The 17,654-nt window shown below is 59.7% G+C and carries 17 protein-coding genes; 11 read left to right on the forward strand and 6 right to left on the reverse strand.

Annotation, left to right across the window (positions count from 1 at the left end; translation table 11 throughout):
• Window positions 1-7: 7 nt before the first annotated feature.
• Entirely contained in the window at window positions 8-826 is an 819-nt protein-coding gene (gene ppsR / locus AO064_RS05260; RefSeq protein ID WP_003193298.1) for a posphoenolpyruvate synthetase regulatory kinase/phosphorylase PpsR, read from the reverse strand.
• A gap of 178 nt (window positions 827-1,004) precedes the next feature.
• Here ppsR and ppsA point away from each other — a divergent pair, with 178 nt between their 5' ends.
• The 8 genes from ppsA to AO064_RS05300 all read left to right on the forward strand — a co-directional run bounded on the left by ppsA (window position 1,005) and on the right by AO064_RS05300 (window position 9,101).
• Entirely contained in the window at window positions 1,005-3,380 is a 2,376-nt protein-coding gene (gene ppsA / locus AO064_RS05265; protein WP_015885351.1) for a phosphoenolpyruvate synthase, read from the forward strand.
• Window positions 3,381-3,486: 106 nt separating this feature from the next.
• Window positions 3,487-4,476, forward strand: a complete 990-nt coding sequence (locus AO064_RS05270) for an alpha/beta fold hydrolase (protein ID WP_064052645.1) — start codon at window positions 3,487-3,489, stop codon at window positions 4,474-4,476.
• Window positions 4,477-4,664: 188 nt separating this feature from the next.
• Window positions 4,665-5,156 carry a ribonuclease E activity regulator RraA gene (gene rraA, locus AO064_RS05275; protein ID WP_064052646.1) on the forward strand — a complete coding sequence of 164 codons (492 nt, stop codon included), beginning with the start codon at window positions 4,665-4,667 and terminating at the stop codon, window positions 5,154-5,156.
• Between the two features lie 24 nt (window positions 5,157-5,180).
• Window positions 5,181-6,176: a zinc transporter ZntB gene (locus tag AO064_RS05280; protein ID WP_064052647.1), complete on the forward strand. Its 996-nt coding sequence runs from the start codon at window positions 5,181-5,183 to the stop codon at window positions 6,174-6,176.
• A gap of 86 nt (window positions 6,177-6,262) precedes the next feature.
• Window positions 6,263-6,508 carry a hypothetical protein gene (locus AO064_RS05285; protein WP_015885347.1) on the forward strand — a complete coding sequence of 82 codons (246 nt, stop codon included), beginning with the start codon at window positions 6,263-6,265 and terminating at the stop codon, window positions 6,506-6,508.
• A 2-nt stretch (window positions 6,509-6,510) separates the two neighbouring features.
• Window positions 6,511-7,335 (forward strand): mechanosensitive ion channel family protein, encoded by an 825-nt coding sequence (locus AO064_RS05290; protein WP_003175519.1) that lies wholly within the window; start codon window positions 6,511-6,513, stop codon window positions 7,333-7,335.
• A gap of 87 nt (window positions 7,336-7,422) precedes the next feature.
• Window positions 7,423-8,013, forward strand: a complete 591-nt coding sequence (sigX, locus tag AO064_RS05295; RefSeq protein ID WP_003175518.1) for an RNA polymerase sigma factor SigX — start codon at window positions 7,423-7,425, stop codon at window positions 8,011-8,013.
• A 107-nt stretch (window positions 8,014-8,120) separates the two neighbouring features.
• Window positions 8,121-9,101: an OmpA family protein gene (locus AO064_RS05300; RefSeq protein ID WP_015885346.1), complete on the forward strand. Its 981-nt coding sequence runs from the start codon at window positions 8,121-8,123 to the stop codon at window positions 9,099-9,101.
• A 60-nt stretch (window positions 9,102-9,161) separates the two neighbouring features.
• Here the strand turns inward: AO064_RS05300 and cobA are convergent, their stop codons facing one another.
• The 5 genes from cobA to AO064_RS05325 all read right to left on the reverse strand — a co-directional run bounded on the left by cobA (window position 9,162) and on the right by AO064_RS05325 (window position 14,838).
• Window positions 9,162-9,905: a uroporphyrinogen-III C-methyltransferase gene (cobA, locus tag AO064_RS05305; protein ID WP_064052648.1), complete on the reverse strand. Its 744-nt coding sequence runs from the start codon at window positions 9,903-9,905 to the stop codon at window positions 9,162-9,164.
• Between the two features lie 26 nt (window positions 9,906-9,931).
• Window positions 9,932-11,602, reverse strand: coding sequence for a bifunctional protein-serine/threonine kinase/phosphatase (locus AO064_RS05310; RefSeq protein ID WP_064052649.1), 1,671 nt, complete (start codon window positions 11,600-11,602; stop codon window positions 9,932-9,934).
• Window positions 11,602-12,813, reverse strand: coding sequence for a nitrate/nitrite transporter (locus AO064_RS05315; protein WP_043205751.1), 1,212 nt, complete (start codon window positions 12,811-12,813; stop codon window positions 11,602-11,604). Before AO064_RS05315 ends, AO064_RS05310 begins: the two co-directional genes overlap by 1 nt.
• Window positions 12,814-13,022: 209 nt before the next feature.
• Window positions 13,023-13,598 (reverse strand): ANTAR domain-containing response regulator, encoded by a 576-nt coding sequence (locus tag AO064_RS05320; protein ID WP_015885342.1) that lies wholly within the window; start codon window positions 13,596-13,598, stop codon window positions 13,023-13,025.
• Window positions 13,599-13,611: 13 nt separating this feature from the next.
• Window positions 13,612-14,838, reverse strand: a complete 1,227-nt coding sequence (locus tag AO064_RS05325; protein ID WP_064052650.1) for a CmpA/NrtA family ABC transporter substrate-binding protein — start codon at window positions 14,836-14,838, stop codon at window positions 13,612-13,614.
• A gap of 277 nt (window positions 14,839-15,115) precedes the next feature.
• Here AO064_RS05325 and sctC point away from each other — a divergent pair, with 277 nt between their 5' ends.
• The 3 genes from sctC (at window position 15,116) to AO064_RS05340 (ending at window position 17,591) form a co-directional block, all read left to right on the forward strand.
• Window positions 15,116-16,561 (forward strand): type III secretion system outer membrane ring subunit SctC, encoded by a 1,446-nt coding sequence (sctC, locus tag AO064_RS05330; RefSeq protein ID WP_064052853.1) that lies wholly within the window; start codon window positions 15,116-15,118, stop codon window positions 16,559-16,561.
• A 156-nt stretch (window positions 16,562-16,717) separates the two neighbouring features.
• Window positions 16,718-17,137, forward strand: coding sequence for a winged helix-turn-helix domain-containing protein (locus AO064_RS05335; protein WP_064052651.1), 420 nt, complete (start codon window positions 16,718-16,720; stop codon window positions 17,135-17,137).
• 31 nt (window positions 17,138-17,168) lie between these two features.
• Window positions 17,169-17,591 carry a transglycosylase SLT domain-containing protein gene (locus AO064_RS05340; RefSeq protein WP_279615280.1) on the forward strand — a complete coding sequence of 141 codons (423 nt, stop codon included), beginning with the start codon at window positions 17,169-17,171 and terminating at the stop codon, window positions 17,589-17,591.
• The last annotated feature ends 63 nt before the right edge of the window (window positions 17,592-17,654 follow it).

Consider the following 17,654-nt stretch of genomic DNA (forward strand, 5'->3'; position numbering starts at 1 on the left):
GTAATGACTATTTGAAGCGCCGCTCCACGCCTTTCTCCACCAGAATCTTCGCCGAAATCTCCTCCACCGAAAAATGCGTGGAATTGATGTGCGCAATATTCTCGCGACGGAACAGATTTTCTACTTCGCGCACTTCGAACTCACACTGCGCATAGCTGGAATAGCGACTGTTGGGCTTGCGCTCATTGCGGATCGCCGTGAGACGGTCCGGGTCGATGGTCAGGCCGAACAGCTTGTGCGAGTGCGCGCGCAGGGCGGCCGGCAGCGTCAGGTGCTCCATGTCGTCCTCGGTCAGCGGGTAATTGGCTGCGCGAATACCGAATTGCATGGCCATGTATAAACAGGTGGGCGTTTTGCCGCAGCGCGACACGCCGACCAGGATCAGGTCGGCCTTGTCGTAGTAATGGGTACGGGCGCCGTCGTCGTTGTCGAGGGCAAAGTTCACCGCCTCGATACGCTCCATATAATTGGAGTTATGCCCAATGGAATGGGACTTTCCGACCGAATAGGAGGAGTGTTCACTCAACTCCTGCTCCAGCGGGGCCAGGAAGGTCGAGAAAATGTCGATCATGAAACCATTCGACGTTGCGAGAATCTCACGGATGTCTTGATTGACGATGGTGTCGAAAATGATCGGCCGGAAACCGTCTTTTTCAGCCGCCAGATTGATTTGTTGTACCATGGCCCGCGCTTTATCCACGCTGTCGATGTACGGACGCGTGAATTTGGCGAAGGTAATGTTTTCGAACTGCGCGAGCAGGCTCTGGCCCAATGTTTCGGCTGTGATGCCGGTGCCGTCGGAGATAAAGAAAGCAGATCGTTTCATTTGAGCCCTGGGCCTTAAGCTGATGGCGAATCTTGGATATGATAGGCGCGATTTTGCCGTCCCGCGGTGGGCCGCATTCTCACTTATTTTCCAGGTCCAGGCCACAAGCGCTGGCGAACGCTCCTACTGAGCAGCCAGCGTCCTGAGCTTTTCCAACACAGAAAGTGGAGAGATCACCTTGGTAGAGTACGTAGTTTCCCTCGATAAGCTCGGCGTCCATGATGTAGAGCACGTGGGGGGCAAGAACGCATCCCTCGGCGAGATGATCAGTAATCTTGCAGGCGCAGGTGTATCGGTGCCCGGTGGTTTCGCCACCACGGCCCAGGCTTACCGCGATTTCCTCGAACTGAGCGGCCTCAATGCTCAGATCCACGCCGCGCTGGACGCTCTGGACGTTGATGACGTCAATGCCCTCGCCAAGACCGGTGCCCAGATCCGCCAATGGATCATGGACGCCGAGTTCCCTGAGAAGCTCAACGAAGAAATCCGCACCGCCTTCGCCACCCTGTCGGCCGGCAACCCGGACATGGCTGTTGCCGTGCGCTCCTCGGCCACCGCCGAAGACTTGCCGGATGCCTCCTTCGCCGGCCAGCAAGAGACCTTCCTGAACATCCGCGGCGTCGAAAACGTGATCCGCGCAGCCAAGGAAGTCTTCGCCTCGTTGTTTAACGATCGCGCGATTTCCTACCGTGTGCACCAGGGTTTCGACCATAAGCTGGTGGCTTTGTCTGCCGGTGTACAGCGCATGGTGCGTTCGGAAACCGGCACTGCCGGCGTCATGTTCACCCTCGATACCGAATCGGGCTTCCGTGACGTGGTGTTTATCACCGGCGCCTACGGCCTGGGCGAAACCGTCGTACAAGGCGCGGTCAACCCCGACGAATTCTACGTACACAAACATACCCTTGAGGCTGGTCGCCCGGCCATCTTGCGCCGCAACCTGGGCAGCAAGGCCATCAAGATGATCTACGGTGACGAGGCCAAAGCCGGTCGCTCGGTTAAAACCGTTGAGGTGGACAAGGCCGAACGCGCCCGTTTCTGCCTGAGCGACGCGGAAGTCAGCGAGTTGGCCAAGCAAGCGATGATCATCGAAAAGCACTACAAGTGCCCGATGGACATCGAATGGGCCAAGGACGGTGACGACGGCAAGCTGTACATCGTGCAGGCCCGTCCGGAAACCGTGAAGAGCCGTACTTCGGCCAACGTCATGGAACGCTACCTGTTGAAAGAGACCGGCACGGTGCTGGTGGAAGGTCGCGCCATCGGCCAGCGCATCGGCGCGGGCAAGGTGCGGATCATCAAGGACGTGTCCGAAATGGACAAAGTCCAGCCAGGTGACGTTCTGGTCTCCGACATGACCGACCCGGATTGGGAACCGGTGATGAAACGCGCCAGCGCCATCGTCACCAACCGTGGCGGGCGTACCTGCCACGCGGCGATCATCGCCCGTGAGCTGGGGATTCCGGCCGTAGTGGGTTGCGGCAACGCCACCCAACTGCTCAAGGACGGCCAGGGCGTGACCGTGTCCTGCGCCGAAGGCGATACCGGCTTCATCTTCGAAGGCGAGTTGGGCTTCGACATCAAGCAAAACTCCATCGACGCCATGCCGGACCTGCCGTTCAAGATCATGATGAACGTCGGCAACCCGGACCGCGCCTTTGACTTCGCGCAGTTGCCGAACGCCGGTGTGGGCCTGGCCCGCCTGGAGTTCATCATCAACCGCATGATCGGCGTGCACCCCAAGGCCCTGTTGAACTACGACGGCCTGCCGCTGGACATCAAGGAAAGCGTCGACAAGCGTATTGCCGGCTACAACGACCCGGTCGGCTTCTACGTCGAGAAGCTGGTGGAAGGCATCAGCACCTTGGCGGCGGCGTTCTACCCGAAAAAAGTCATCGTGCGCCTGTCGGACTTCAAGTCCAACGAATACGCGAACCTGATCGGCGGCAAGCTCTACGAGCCGGAAGAAGAAAACCCGATGCTGGGCTTCCGTGGTGCCTCGCGTTACATCAGCGAAGCGTTCCGTGATTGCTTCGAACTCGAATGCCGCGCCCTCAAGCGCGTGCGCAACGAGATGGGCCTGACCAACGTCGAGATCATGGTGCCGTTCGTGCGCACCCTGGGCGAGGCGAGCCAGGTGGTCGACCTGCTGGCTGAAAACGGTCTGTCGCGTGGCGAAAACGGTCTGCGCGTGATCATGATGTGCGAACTGCCGTCCAACGCCATCCTGGCCGAAGAGTTCCTGGAGTTCTTCGACGGTTTCTCCATCGGCTCCAACGACCTGACCCAACTGACCCTGGGCCTAGACCGCGACTCCGGGATCATCGCGCACCTGTTCGACGAGCGTAACCCTGCGGTCAAGAAGCTGCTGGCCAATGCCATCCAGGCGTGTAACAAGGCCGGCAAGTACATCGGTATCTGTGGCCAAGGCCCTTCCGACCACCCTGACCTAGCCAAATGGCTGATGGAGCAGGGCATCGAAAGCGTCTCGCTGAACCCCGATTCCGTGCTGGAAACCTGGTTCTTCCTGGCGGAAGGCCAAGCGTCCGTCTAAGGTCGTTACGTCAAAAGTGCCGGTCACCTCTCGAGGGTGACCGGCATTCTTATCTGTGCAGGGCGGAATTCCTTCCGGACGCCGCCCTTTTTTGTGCAAGAGCATTATGCAAAGCAGCAGCAACCTGTTTCCCGTCGCCCTGATCAGCGCTGAACGTCGTGGCGACCTGAGTGAAGATGTGTACCGCCTCAAACCCGGTAACAGCCCCGACGGTACCGTCGAGCTGGCCGTTACTCGTTTGGGCTTGGCCGATGTCCCGGAAAACCGGGGCATCCCGGTTATTTTGTTGCATGGCAGTTTTTCCAACCGGCGCTTCTGGTACTCACCCAAGGGCATTGGCCTGGGGGCTTACCTGGCACGCCAGGGGTTTGATGTGTGGATCCCGGAAATGCGCGGCCATGGTTTGTCCAAGCGCAATCATAACTACGCCCGCAATCGCGTCGCTGACTATGCACGCTATGACTTGCCGGCGATTGGCGCGTTTGTGCGTGAGCAGAGTGCGCAGATTCCCCACTGGATCGGCCATTCCCTGGGCGGCACAAGCCTGGCTGCGGCGCTGGGTGGGCACCACCTTGGCGCGCCGGCAGTGGCTTCGGTGGCGTTGTTTGGTTGCCAGGTCAGCCGCACCCACTGGCCGTTGAAATTGCCACCGGTGGAGTGGACTGGCCGCTTGCTGCTGAAACGCTTCGGCGAACTGTCCGGCTCACGGTTCAAGCGTGGCCCGGAGGACGAGCCCGCGGGCGTGTTGATCGAAGCCATGCGTTGGAATGGTCTGTTCGGCCGCTTTGGCGAGGGTAAAAACGACTGGTGGAAAGGCTTGGCAAGTGTCGATGTGCCGTTGTTGGCGGTCAGCGCCGCCGGCGATCATCAGGACCCTGACTGGGCGTGTCGCAAATTGTTCGAGCAAGTCGGATCCGAGCACCGTCAATACCTGTGCCTGGGCCGCCAGCAAGGGTTTACCGAGGATTTCGGGCACGTGGAAATGCTGGTCAGCAAAGCCGCACAGGTTCAAGTGTGGCCATTGGTGGAGCAGTGGTTGAAAGATCCGCTCACACCCTTATTCGGTGTGCAGGCCGAGGTGCTGGCCACGGTTTGAGGCAACGCTCTGCCAAGGGCGTTTCACTCGTGTGTGGTTGCGGCTAAGATATGACGCGTTAAACGCTTCTGGTCATATTCAGTCGCGCAGTGGCTATTGCGTTGCGGCGATGCGGATGGGATGTTTCGCCCCTGCTTGGGCTGGCGCTTCTTTCGAAAGACACCTCTTTGACAGAAAGGAATTTTTCAATGAACCATTACGTGACCCCTGACCTGTGCGACGCCTACCCGGAACTGGTGCAGGTGCTTGAGCCGATGTTCAGCAATTTCGGCGGCCGAGATTCCTTTGGTGGTGAAATTGTCACCCTAAAATGTTTCGAAGATAACTCCTTGGTCAAGGAACAGGCCGACCAGCCTGGCGCCGGCAAGGTGCTGGTGGTCGATGGGGGTGGTTCCCTGCGCCGCGCGCTGCTGGGCGACATGATCGCCGAGAAAGCCGCAAAAAATGGCTGGGAAGGCCTGGTGATCTACGGCTGCATCCGTGACGTCGATGTGATCGCCCAGACCGACCTGGGGGTGCAGGCCTTGGCGAGTCACCCGATGAAGACCGACAAACGCGGCATCGGTGACTTGAACGTGGTGGTCACGTTTGCGGGGGTGACGTTCCGTCCGGGTGAGTACATCTACGCCGACAACAACGGCGTGATTGTGTCGCCCAGCCCGCTGAAAATGCCTGAATAAACCGCAATAATCGACGGGGTGAGGATGTTCGAGGAAGAAAACGCGCAATGGGGGCTGGTGCATGCCCTGGTGCTGGACGGTAAAGGCGGTGCGCGTTCGATTGCCCGGACAGAGCTCGACGACTTGCAACTGCAACCTCAGGAAAGCCTGTGGTTGCATTGGGATCGCAGCCATCCGCAGACTCAGACCTGGCTGCGTAAATCCAGTGGCTTGAGCGAGTTCGCCTGTGACCTGTTGCTGGAGGAGAACACCCGTCCGCGTCTGTTGCCGTTGCCGGACGCGGAATTGCTGTTGTTTCTGCGTGGGATCAACCTCAACCCAGGGGCAGAGCCGGAAGACATGGTTTCGGTGCGTATCTTCGCCGCAGCCAGTCGTGTGATTTCCCTGCGTTTGCGCCCGTTGCGCGCCACTGACGAGCTGCTGGTGCAGTTGGCGGACGGCAAGGGCCCGAAAACGGCCTCGGAACTTATCCTTTATATGGCGCAGTACCTGACCAATAAAGTGCAGGATCTGGTCACGGACTTGTCTGAAGTCGTCGATGCAGAGGAAGAAAAACTCGATACCGACGAACGGTATACGCCGGAACATGGCAGCGTTTTGCAGATCCGTCGACGCGCCGCTGGGCTGAAGCGATTCCTCGCACCGCAGCGGGATATTTTTGCCCAGCTCACGCGGATCAAATTGCCGTGGTTCTGTGACGACGATGCCGACTATTGGAACGAATTGAACAACAGCCTGACCCGCTACCTGGAAGAGCTCGAATTGACCCGGGAGCGCGTGGGGCTTGTGCTTGAGGCCGAAGACCGGCGCTTGAGCGTACGCATGAACCGCACCATGTACCGGTTCGGGATCATCACCGGGATCTTCCTGCCGATGAGTTTTCTCACCGGGCTGCTGGGTATAAATGTGGGCGGGATTCCGTTCTCTGCCAGCCCCTATGGATTCATGATTGCGTGCCTGTTGATGGTCTCGGTCGCGCTTGGACAATGGTGGCTTTTTCGACGGTTGCGCTGGGTTTGAGCTGAATATGACCTGAACGTATGAAGGGTCCTATGTGACCTCAGGAATTTTACCCTCGTCTTTTAAATCACTTGCGAGAGGTCTTTATGCACGATCCGTTCGAACAGTCTTTGCGTGACATGCTCAATGCCTCGCCGTCCAATCGGGACGACGATGCCTGCCTGGGCCGCGTGTTGAAAACCGCCAACCGCCAGGTGGGTGCGGGTGACCTGTTCGGTCTGCTCGGCCGCTGGATGCCGGCGCTGATGATGGCGCTGAACAATGGTTCGGCCCACGTATCGCCTGTTTCCCGTCGTAAACCTCTTGCTCGTACTGCTGATAAGGCTGATTGAATATGGAACTTGATCTCTGGACGCAGAGCCTGGTCACCGCGATGACCGCATTGTGGACCAAGGTGGCGAATTTCATTCCCAACCTGTTTGGTGCGCTGGTGCTGGTGCTGTTGGGTTTTGTCGTAGCCAAGCTGCTCGACACCCTGCTGTCCAAATTGCTGGCAAAACTGGGCCTGGACCGGCTGATGGCAGGCACCGGCCTGACCAAGCTGTTGGGCCGTGCCGGGCTGCAAGTACCGATCTCAACATTGATCGGCAAGATTGTTTATTGGTTTGTTTTGCTGATTTTTCTGGTTTCTGCGGCTCAATCCCTTGGACTTGAGCGAGTTTCAGCTACGCTCGACATGCTGGCGCTGTATTTGCCGAAGGTTTTTGGCGGCGCGCTGGTACTGCTGGTAGGCGTTTTGCTGGCGCAATTGGCCAATGGGCTTGTGCGGGGCGCCGCCGAAGGCGTGGGACTGGATTACGCCGCCGGCCTGGGGCGAATCGCTCAAGGGCTGGTGATCATCATCAGTATTTCGGTCGCGATCAGCCAGTTGGAGGTCAAGACTGACCTGCTCAACCATGTGATTGTGATCGTTTTGATTACCGTTGGTCTGGCAGTTGCGCTGGCCATGGGCTTGGGAAGCCGGGAAATTGCCGGTCAGATTCTTGCGGGAATCTATGTGCGTGAGCTGTATCAGGTTGGGCAACAGGTGCGTGTGGGCGAGGTCGAAGGGCAAATCGAGGAGATCGGCACAGTCAAGACAACGGTGCTGACCGATGACGGCGACCTGGTGTCGCTGTCCAATCGGATTCTCCTGGAACAGCAGGTCAGTAGCCGCTAACCCGGCAAACCCTGCTAATGTACGCCGCCGCGAACCCGGCTGATCGGGCTGTGGCGGACATTGACCTGACTGTCGGCACGACTTGTTTTGAATAAAGCCCAAACGCTGTCCACGCGCTATGACCCCCGTGAGCTCTCTGATGAGGAGTTGGTCGCGCGTGCGCACACGGAGCTGTTTCACGTAACTCGCGCGTACGAAGAATTGATGCGCAGATATCAACGCACTTTGTTCAACGTTTGTTCAAGGTATTTAGGGAACGATAGAGATGCGGATGATGTCTGTCAGGAAGTGATGCTCAAGGTGTTGTACGGCCTGAAGAACTTCGAGGGCAAATCGAAGTTCAAGACCTGGCTGTACAGCATCACGTACAACGAGTGCATCACGCAGTATCGGAAGGAACGGCGAAAGCGTCGCTTGATGGACGCTTTGAGTCTGGACCCCCTTGAGGAGGCGTCTGAAGAAAAGGCGCCGGCACCCGAGGAGAAGGGCGGACTCGATCGCTGGCTGGTGTATGTGAATCCGATTGACCGGGAAATTCTGGTGCTACGATTTGTCGCAGAGCTGGAATTTCAGGAAATCGCCGACATCATGCACATGGGTTTGAGTGCTACAAAAATGCGTTACAAACGTGCTCTTGATAAATTACGTGAGAAATTTGCGGGCGAGACTGAAACTTAGTGCGTGGCAAATATCTCTTACGTGTAGGCAAGTTCTGTTAGACTTGTCGCCGAGTTGTCCCCCGGTTTGTGGGACTGCTTTACAATCACCAGATGGGGATTTAACGGATGAAACTGAAAAACACCTTGGGCTTGGCCATTGGTTCTCTTATTGCCGCTACTTCTTTCGGCGTTCTGGCACAAGGCCAAGGCGCAGTTGAAGGCGAGCTGTTCTACAAGAAGCAGTACAACGATAGCGTCAAGCACATCGAAGACGGCTTCAATCCTGGCGCTCGCATCGGTTACTTCCTGACCGACGACCTGTCCTTGAACCTGTCCTACGACAAAACCAACCACACCCGTTCGAACGACGGTACTGGTAACCAGAAGATCAAAGGCGATACCGGCAGCCTGGTTGCCCAGTATCACTTCGGTCAAGCTGGCGTAGACAGCCTGCGTCCATACGTAGAAGGCGGTTTCGGCCACCAGAGCCGTACCAACGTTCAGGCTGACGGCCACAGCGGTCGCGACCAGACTACCTTCGCTACCGTTGGTACTGGCGTGAAGTACTACTTCACCAACAACCTGTACGCTCGTGCCGGTGTTGAAGCTGACTACGGTCTGGACAACGGCAAGTGGGACTACTCCGCACTGGTTGGCCTGGGCGTGAACTTCGGCGGTAACGCTGGCGCAGCTGCTCCAGCTCCTACCCCAGCACCAGCTCCAGAGCCAACTCCAGAGCCAGAAGCTCCAGTTGCTCAGGTTGTTCGTGTTGAGCTGGACGTTAAGTTCGACTTCGACAAGTCGGTTGTTAAGCCTAACAGCTACGGCGACGTGAAAAACCTGGCCGACTTCATGGCTCAGTACCCAGCTACCAACGTAGAAGTTGCTGGTCACACTGACTCCGTAGGTCCAGACGCTTACAACCAGAAGCTGTCCCAGCGTCGTGCTGACGCTGTTAAGCAAGTCCTGGTTAAAGATGGCGTTGCTCCAAGCCGCATCACCGCAGTAGGTTACGGCGAATCCCGCCCAGTTGCTGACAACGCAACTGAAGCTGGTCGTGCTGTTAACCGTCGCGTAGAAGCGTCGGTTGAAGCTCAAGCTCAGTAATTACTGAGTGGTAGAAAAAAGCCCGGCTTAGGCCGGGCTTTTTTTCGCCTGCGATTTGCCTCAGGCGCGTACCGCTTCTGCGAGGTAGGCGGCCTGTTCGGCGGCGGCAACACGGCCGATCACCAGGATCGCGGGGCTCTTCAGGGCAAATGCCTGTGCATCTTCATACATCCGGGACAGCTCGCTGCGGCATTCCCTTTGTTGGGGCAGCGATGCGTTTTCGATCATCGCCACCGGCATATCCGCCGCCATCCCGCCGTCGAGCAATTGCTGACGGATCTCCTCCAGCTTCGCTACGCCCATGTACACCACCAAGGTGGTCCCGCCCTCTGCCAGTGCACGCCAATTCAGGCTGCTGTCGTCCTGGGTGTGCGCTGTGACCAGGGTCACGCCACGACTCACGCCGCGCAACGTCAGCGGAACCGCGCAATTCGTCGCGCCCGCCAGCCCCGCCGTAATCCCGTTGACCAACTCCACTTCGACACCTCGTTCACGCAGCCAAACAGCTTCTTCGCCACCGCGCCCGAAAATGCATGGGTCGCCGCCCTTCAGTCGCACCACGCACTTGTCTTGACGGGCATAGCGCAGCATCAGGCGGTGAATAAAGTCTTGCGGCGTTGAGCGGCAGCCGCCGCGTTTGCCGACGGTGATCACTCGTGCCCCTGCGCAATGCTCCAGTACGGCCGGGTTGACCAGATCATCGATCAGCACCACATCGGCTTCGTGCATGGCCCGTACGGCCTTGAGGGTCAACAGTTCTGGGTCACCGGGACCTGCGCCTACCAGCCAGACTTTTGCGTTCATGTGTTTTCCCTCGTGTAGAGATGACGTCAGCGGTGAAAGAGTGAATACAGCAGCACCAGATTGATCAGCAGCGAAGCCAGCGCCAGGGTCCGCCAGACTTTCAATGGCTCGCGCTCCAGCAAAGGCCTGGGCCGGATGCTCAGTTCCTGGCGGTCTGCCTGTTCCAGCACCCGCAACCATTCCTCGGCGGTTTCATATCGATGCTCAGGCTGGGCGGCCACGGCTCGCTCCAGGCTGAGCGGCAGCCAATCCGGCAAGTCGGGGCGATAACGGCTGGCGCTGACCGGCTGGGTAAACTTGGGGCGTTGGAAGGCCTCGATCTCACCGTAGGGGTAATGCCCGGTCAGCAGGTAATAGAGGGTGACGCCGACGCTATATAAATCCTGTTGAGCGGTAGGAGGGTCACCATTGAATGCCTCGGGTGCGATAAAGCTCGGCGTACCAGGCAGTACGTGAGCGCGGTCCTCCGAAAGGCCGGGGCAGTAGGCCAGGCCGAAATCCAGCACCCGCAGTTCACCGTCGTCCCCTTGCAGCAGGTTTTCCGGCTTAATGTCGCGGTGCAGGATTTGCCGTCGATGCAGCATGCCCACCGCCCGCAGCAAGCGCTCGGCAATGGACTGCCACTGCGCCAGGGGCAACGTACCCTGTTGCTTGAACACTTCAGCCAGGGTTTGCCCTGGGTATTCGCGCATGACGTAGTACAAATGCTGACGCCCGCTGGCGGGATGGACTTCAGGAAAGGACCGCCCGGCGACGCGTCGTAAAAACCACTCCTCCGACAACAACGCCTGGCCGGCGTCGCTGTCATCGTCGCGGCTCAACGGCAGGGTTTTCAGCAGCCAGGGTTGCTGTTGGGCATCCCGCACCCGGTACAGCAATGACTGTCGGCTTTGCGCCAGCACGGTTTCTACCTGCCAGCCTTCAAAACGTTGTCCGGCCTTCAAGGCTGGCGGCAGTGGCCATTGCTGTAATTGCACCAGCGCATCGCCCAACGTGGCCTCGCCGAGGGTGTCCACGCGCACCAGCAGGGCGCTGGCGTTGTCCTGGCTGCCCGCCAGGTGCGCGGCGTTCACTAGCGTGTTGACCGCCAGATCCAAGTCCGTTTGTTCGCGCAGGATGGCGCTGATGCTGTGATCGCCCAGGGTTGCCCACACGCCGTCACTGAGCAGCAGGAAACACTCGCCTTCGCGCAATTGGCCATCCAGGAAGTCCAGCACCAGGTGCTGGTCCAGACCCAATGCGCGCTTCAGAACGTGTTGCATGCCCGGCTGTTCCCAGACGTGATCCTCGCTGATGCGCTGCAACTCACCGTCCAGCCAGCGATACGCCCGGCAATCCCCAACATGCGCCAGGGTAAAGCGCTGGCCGCGAAACACCAGGGCGCTGAGGGTGGTCAGCAAGGGCTGGCCACCCCCATTGGCTTGCAACCAGCGATTCTGTGCCAGCAGCAAACGTTCCAGGGCCTGGGCCACGCCCCAGGTTTGCGGCGTGGCGTAGTAATCCAAGGCCAGCGCCTGCAAGGTCGAGCGCGCGGCCAAGCCACCATCGGCACACTGGCTTACGCCGTCGGCGATGGCGCACAGGTAGCCTTTGCTGGCCGCCAGTTCGGCCACGGGCGTCACCACCCGCAGCGCGTCCTGGTTTTCCGTGCGTGGGCCGATGGCACTGGCCTGGGCGACGCTCAGCTGCAGGCTCATCAGACGCGGGCAGCCGTCACAGCGGCCGAGCCCCAGGTGGTTCTCCAGCGGCGTTTCACGCCATGCAGGCCAAACCAGGCCAACACGCCCAGGCTGGCAAACAGCCACAGCGCCATTTGATAGCTGCCGGTGCTTTGTTTGATCGCACCCATGCCCGCCGCCAGGGCGAAGCCGCCGATGCCGCCGGCCATGCCGATCAGGCCGGTCATCACGCCGATCTCACGCCGAAAACGCTGTGGCACCAGTTGGAACACCGCGCCATTACCTGCCCCCAGGCCGAGCATGGTGCAGACGAACAGGGCCAGCGCCGCGTAGGAACTCGGCAGGTTGAAGCCCACCGCCGCAATGCAGATCGCCGCTACGCTGTACATGCCCAACAGGGTCCGGATCCCGCCGAAACGGTCCGCCAGTGCTCCGCCCAGTGGGCGCATCAGGCTGCCGCCGAACACGCACGCGGCGGTGTAGTAGCCGGCGGTCACCGGGCTCAGGCCGTACTGGTCGTTGAAATAGCCGGGCAGAGCGCTCGCCAGGCCGATAAAGCCGCCGAAGGTCACGCTGTAGAAAAACATGAACCACCAGCTGTCACGGTCGCCCAGCGCCTTGAAGTAGTCGGCCATGGACTTGGCTTTGGGCCGTTCAGGGGCATTGCGGGCGAGCCAGGCAAAGACGATCAGGGTCAGCACCAGTGGGATCAAGGCGAAGCCGAAGACGTTGCTCCAGCCAAATGCAGCGGCCAATACCGGCGCCAGCAATGCGGCGAACACCGTGCCGGAGTTACCTGCACCGGCGATGCCCATGGCTTTGCCCTGATGCTCGGCCGGGTACCACTGGGACGCCAGCGGCAGTGCAACCGCAAACGACGCGCCGGCCATGCCCAGAAACACGCCCAGCAACAAGGCTTGCTCGTAACTGTGAATGCCCAGTTTCCAGGCGCCGAACAAGGCGCAGATGACTATCACCTGTCCAATCATGCCGGCGGTCTTGGGCGACAGTTTGTCCGCGAGCATGCCCATCAAGAAGCGCAGCACCGCGCCGGCGAGAATCGGCGTCGCCACCATAAGGCCGCGCTGCTGGGTGGTGAGGTGCAGGTCGGCGGCAATTTGGATTGCCAGTGGGCCAAGCAGGTACCAGACCATGAAACTCAGGTCGAAATACAGGAAGGCGGCAAATAGGGTCGGGGTGTGCCCGGATTTCCAGAAGCTTGATTTCATCACGCACCTCAACGGTTGGGAGTCTTGTAAGAAGGCCTGGTGATGGAACAGCCGGCTAAGGCCGCCCCACCGGCCCCGTTTCCGGGGCCAAAACAAAAAAACGCCGCCACCGGGTTCGCAAGGGCAAACCGGGTGTGCGACGTCTTTGTCGTGGAGGGGCAACCGCCGTTGGCTACCTGTGATGTTTACTTAGCAAGAGCTGCGCCAAATCAGCCAAGCAACTCACTCATGGCGATAATCTGCTCCGCTACCTGGATCAGCTTCTGCTGGCGGCTCATGGCCTGGCGGCGCATCAGCGTGTACGCCTCTTCCTCGTTGCAGTCCTTCATTTTCATCAGCATGCCCTTGGCCAGCTCGATGCGCTTGCGCTCGGCGAGCTGTTGGTCCCGCGCTTGGAGTTGGGCGCGCAAGGCCTGGTCGCTTTCGAAGCGGGCCATGGCCACGTCGAGGATCGGCTGCAGGCGCTGGGCCTGGATACCTTCGACGATGTAGGCGCTGACGCCGGACTTGATCGCCTGGCGCATCACGTTCGGGTCGTGTTCGTCGGTAAACATCACGATGGGCCGTGGTTGATCGCGGCTGACCAGGACCACTTGCTCCATCACATCGCGGCCCGGTGACTCGGTATCGATCAGGATGACATCCGGACGCACCGTTTCGACGCGCGCCGGCAGGTCGATGGTCAGGCCGGACTCATCGATCACCTCAAAACCGGCTTCGATCAGCGCTGCCCTGAGACGGCCGACCTTGCGCGGGGTGTCGTTGATTAACAGGATTCGCAGCATGGACGTCCTCCTGTCAGCGCAAGGCTTGGCGGTGGGTGTGATCGGCCAGGGCATGCAGGCGGAAGCTGCGGGCATAGCCGGCGGGGTCGGAACCGTCCCAGATTTTGCCGTCGATCAGTTGGCTGCTGCGCATGTCCTGGTCTTTCGTGGTGATACCCAGCGCCTCGGCGGCCTGGCGATAAAGCCCAAGTTGCTGCACCTGGCGTGCGACACCGAGATAGTCGGGGTCTTCGCGCAAGAGGCCCCAGCGTCGGAATTGGGTCATGAACCACATGCCGTCGGAGAGGTAGGGCAGGTTGACGTCACCACCGGCAAAAAACCTCAGGGCGTGCGGATCCTGCCACCGGTTGCCCAGGCCGTCGTCATAGGCGCCCAGCAGGCGCGGTTCGATGCAATCGAGCGGGGCGTCGAGGTACTCGCGGCCACTGAGCAATTGCGCGGTGGAGCGGCGGTTTTCGCTGCTCGCTTCGATAAACCGACTGGCTTCCAGGATCGCCATCACCAGTACACGCGCGGTGTTGGGGTACTGTTCGACAAACGCCTGGGTGCAACCGAGCACTTTTTCCGGATGATCCGGCCAGATCGTCTGGGTGGTTGCCAAGGTAAATCCTTGGTTTTGCTTTACCGCGCTGGCACACCAGGGTTCGCCGACGCAAAACCCATCGATGCGCCCGGCTTGCAGGTGCGCCACCATTTGCGGTGGCGGCACCACCACGCTGTCCACATCCTGTAATGGATGAATCCCTTGGCTCGCCAACCAGTAATAGAGCCACATGGCGTGGGTGCCTGTAGGAAAGGTCTGGGCGAAGGTCAGTTTTGTTCGGCTTTGGTGCACGTGACGGTCCAGCGCCTCAGGAGTGATCACCCCTTGCTGCTGCAAACCGTGGGACAGGTTGATGCTCTGGCCGTTCTGGTTGAGTCCCATCAGTACGGCCATGTCGGTGGGCGCGACGCCGCCGATGCCCAGGTGCACGGCATAGATCAACCCGTACAGGCTGTGGGCGGCATCCAGTTCGCCGCTGACCAGTTTGTCGCGCAGATTGGCCCAGGACGATTGACGCTTGAGGTTCAGGGTCAGGCCGTAAGGTTGAGCGAACCCTTGGGTGGCTGCCACCACCATCGAGGCGCAGTCGCTCAGGGCCATGAAGCCGAGGTCGAGGCTGCTCTTTTCCGGGGCATCACTGCCGTTGACCCAGGCCAGCGGGTCGTTCATCGGGCTGTTGCCAACCGAATCGTTCATCTACACCTACCTTTTCATTCAAAAAAAAGCGTCGTTCCCTCAGATGGCGATGTAAGCCACTGCGGGTAACGACGCCTTTGTCTGTCAGCTCGCGCCGCCGTTGGTGCGTGCTCTGATACCGAGTTCATAGCAAGGCACATGCCACGGGCGGTGCGCCTCGGGCAGCCATCAACTTTCCATCAAGATTGAAACCGGGCGGCCTTTCACTATGGCGGCACTCTCAATGCCAGACTGCCCAGGAATCCCACCCCCGGTGTACGCCGACTTCATTGCAACGATGCCCCGTCTCTGGCTGTGCCGTCGGTTGTTGTTTGCCGTGCTGCTTGCCGTGCTGGTGTCGGAAAGTACGCTCGTCTGGGGCGAGCTTTACCAGGCGCAGGACGAAAGCCTGCATACCGTGTTCACCGCCCTGTCGGAGCCGCTGGGGTTGCCTATCGTTGTCAGCGCCGCGGTGGCGCGCAAACGCGTCAGCGCAGCGCTTGATTTCGAGACGCCGCAGCCGGCCCTGGAGGCGCTTGCACTGCAACAAGGGTTGATCTGGTACAGCGACGGTCAAGCGCTCTATGTCTATGACGCTGACGAGGCGAAAAGCTCTGCGGTGACCTTGCGGCATATTTCCGTCGACAGGCTGCGTAGCCTCATGCGCCGATCGGGTCTCGATGAGTCACGCTATCCCTTGCGTGAAAGTGGAGTGCGCACATTTTATGTGTCCGGCCCACCAAACTATGTCGACCAAGTGCTGCGCCTGACCCAATTGATGGACCGGCAAAGGGCCGATCTGCGGGTGGGCAAGCAGGCTTTTGGCGTGGTGCAGGTGCTCAATACCGATGTGGCCGACCGACAGTACGGCACGAGCGACAGCCCGCTCACCGTACCCGGGATGGCGTCGATGATCGAAACCCTGCTGGCCAGTGAGCATCAGGGGATGCTGGCCGACAAGAGCCTTGGCGTGATTGCCTACCCGGATAGCAACAGCCTACTGATCAAGGGCAAGCCGGCGCAGGTGAGTTTCATCCAGAAACTGGTGGCGGAACTCGACATACCCAAGCGATCGATCGAAGTCTCGCTGTGGCTGGTGGATCTGGAGCGCGACGAACTGAAGAAGCTGGGCATGGACTGGGGCGACGACACCAACACTTCGACCACGCGTGTTCTGGCGCCCGTGGACGACAGTCACTTGATGGCCAGCATCGGTGCATTGGAGCGTCGGCGGCGGGCGACGGTGGCGACATTGCCGGTGATTCTCACCCAGGAGAACGTCCCCGCGGTGTTTCAAGATAACCACACGTTCTATATGCCACCTCCCGGAAGTGACCGAACTGACTGGAAACCTGTGCGTTATGGCACCCAGGTCAGCGTACTGCCGCGTTTTGCCGAGGCTAACCAGATCGAGATGCGCCTTGAGGTTCAGGACGGACGCCAGATGAGTGAGGCGCAGGGGCGTGAAAAAAACACGGCGGTGGGGCGAGTGGGTGTCAACAGTGTGGTGCGTTTACCTCCAGGCAGGCGCCTATGGCTGGGCGCGTTTAACCGCAAGTCAGAAGGGCGAGGGCGTCTGGCTCAAGTGCGGCTATTTGTGGTCCAGGCCAGAGCCGTGGGCGGCGAGTTGAAGGACGCGGTCGAGCGCGCAGGCCCACCCCCCTTGACGGCCGCGCAATACGACCGTGTTCAACGTGCATTTGTACGGCCGGAGCGTGATCTCGCACCTGCATCAGGTGAATAGCGAAACGTCTTACAACATGACTTTGAAAAGCGCTGCGCGTATGAGCCTTTTCCTAACGTGAGCGGCAAGGCAGGCTCTATATAGTCGTGACATCGGTACTTGAGCCAGAAATGGAAATGGGGTCTTCAATGTCAGTCGTCGGAGGTCGAGGTGGTAATGGCTGTCATGGATAATGGAGGGACGGCCATTACCCTGTTTTTTTCGCATTGGGCCTTGCATGACGATGGTCGCCTGGTCGGCGAGGGGTCGGACGACCAGTTACCGCCCAAGGAACTGCAGGTGTTGCGATTGCTGCTGGAGTCCGAGGGCGTTTTGATGACCAAGGATCGGTTGTTGGAGCTGGCCTGGCCCCAGGGGGAGGTCGCCGAGGAGTCACTGACACGCTGCATATATTCGCTGCGCAAGTACCTTGGCGCCGACAAGGGGTTTATCAAGACGATATACGGTCGTGGCTACCGTTTTACCTGCCCGGTGAGCGTCGAAGGGCATGCACCGGGTCATAGGGCGCATGTGTGCTCGGTATGCGGCCAAGTCAGCCATGGCGGGTTAAAGCGTGGTTCGGTAACCCGTGGCTAGGTTCTGGAGCAAGGGCTGGGTGTTGAGTGTGATGATGACCAGCAACCAGGCGCTGGCCTATTGCTGGGAGGAGGCGGCCAGTCACTACAATATCGAGCCGGAGTTACTGCAAGCGATCGCCGCCGTAGAGTCGGGTTATCGGGCGCAAGCGATGAATCATGCCAACCGTAATGGCACCCGAGACATCGGCCTGATGCAGATCAACAGTATCCACTTGCCTCGCCTGCTCAAGCAGGGCATTACCGAAGATCGGTTGCTCAATGAGCCCTGCCTGTCGGTGGAGGTGGGCGCCTCGATTCTCGCCGAGTTCATCCAGCGCTTTGGCTATAACTGGACAGCGGTAGGTTCCTATAACGCAGGGACGGGGGCCGGGCCCGAGCGTGAGGCGTTGCGCATGCAGTATGCACAGAAAATCTGGGCGTATTATGAGCAACTGGTTGCGCATCGCTACTGACGATTGAGGTTCACGCCTCGCACGCTCCCTATCACCCCGGCTATAATCGCCGCCACCTTTCGC

It is taken from the genome of Pseudomonas marginalis (genome assembly GCF_001645105.1).
Taxonomy (GTDB): Bacteria; Pseudomonadota; Gammaproteobacteria; order Pseudomonadales; family Pseudomonadaceae; genus Aquipseudomonas; species Aquipseudomonas petroselini.

Excerpts from the sequence above, each read along its gene's own strand:
- ppsR (WP_003193298.1), bottom strand. The coding sequence starts at position 826 with ATGAAACGATCTGCTTTCTTTATCTCCGACGGCACCGGCATCACAGCC.
- AO064_RS05270 (WP_064052645.1), top strand. The coding sequence starts at position 3,487 with ATGCAAAGCAGCAGCAACCTGTTTCCCGTCGCCCTGATCAGCGCTGAA.
- rraA (WP_064052646.1), top strand. The coding sequence starts at position 4,665 with ATGAACCATTACGTGACCCCTGACCTGTGCGACGCCTACCCGGAACTG.
- AO064_RS05280 (WP_064052647.1), top strand. The coding sequence starts at position 5,181 with ATGTTCGAGGAAGAAAACGCGCAATGGGGGCTGGTGCATGCCCTGGTG.
- AO064_RS05285 (WP_015885347.1), top strand. The coding sequence starts at position 6,263 with ATGCACGATCCGTTCGAACAGTCTTTGCGTGACATGCTCAATGCCTCG.
- AO064_RS05290 (WP_003175519.1), top strand. The coding sequence starts at position 6,511 with ATGGAACTTGATCTCTGGACGCAGAGCCTGGTCACCGCGATGACCGCA.
- AO064_RS05300 (WP_015885346.1), top strand. The coding sequence starts at position 8,121 with ATGAAACTGAAAAACACCTTGGGCTTGGCCATTGGTTCTCTTATTGCC.
- cobA (WP_064052648.1), bottom strand. The coding sequence starts at position 9,905 with ATGAACGCAAAAGTCTGGCTGGTAGGCGCAGGTCCCGGTGACCCAGAA.
- AO064_RS05310 (WP_064052649.1), bottom strand. The coding sequence starts at position 11,602 with ATGAGCCTGCAGCTGAGCGTCGCCCAGGCCAGTGCCATCGGCCCACGC.
- AO064_RS05315 (WP_043205751.1), bottom strand. The coding sequence starts at position 12,813 with ATGAAATCAAGCTTCTGGAAATCCGGGCACACCCCGACCCTATTTGCC.
- AO064_RS05320 (WP_015885342.1), bottom strand. The coding sequence starts at position 13,598 with ATGCTGCGAATCCTGTTAATCAACGACACCCCGCGCAAGGTCGGCCGT.
- AO064_RS05325 (WP_064052650.1), bottom strand. The coding sequence starts at position 14,838 with ATGAACGATTCGGTTGGCAACAGCCCGATGAACGACCCGCTGGCCTGG.
- sctC (WP_064052853.1), top strand. The coding sequence starts at position 15,116 with ATGCCCCGTCTCTGGCTGTGCCGTCGGTTGTTGTTTGCCGTGCTGCTT.
- AO064_RS05335 (WP_064052651.1), top strand. The coding sequence starts at position 16,718 with ATGGCTGTCATGGATAATGGAGGGACGGCCATTACCCTGTTTTTTTCG.
- AO064_RS05340 (WP_279615280.1), top strand. The coding sequence starts at position 17,169 with ATGATGACCAGCAACCAGGCGCTGGCCTATTGCTGGGAGGAGGCGGCC.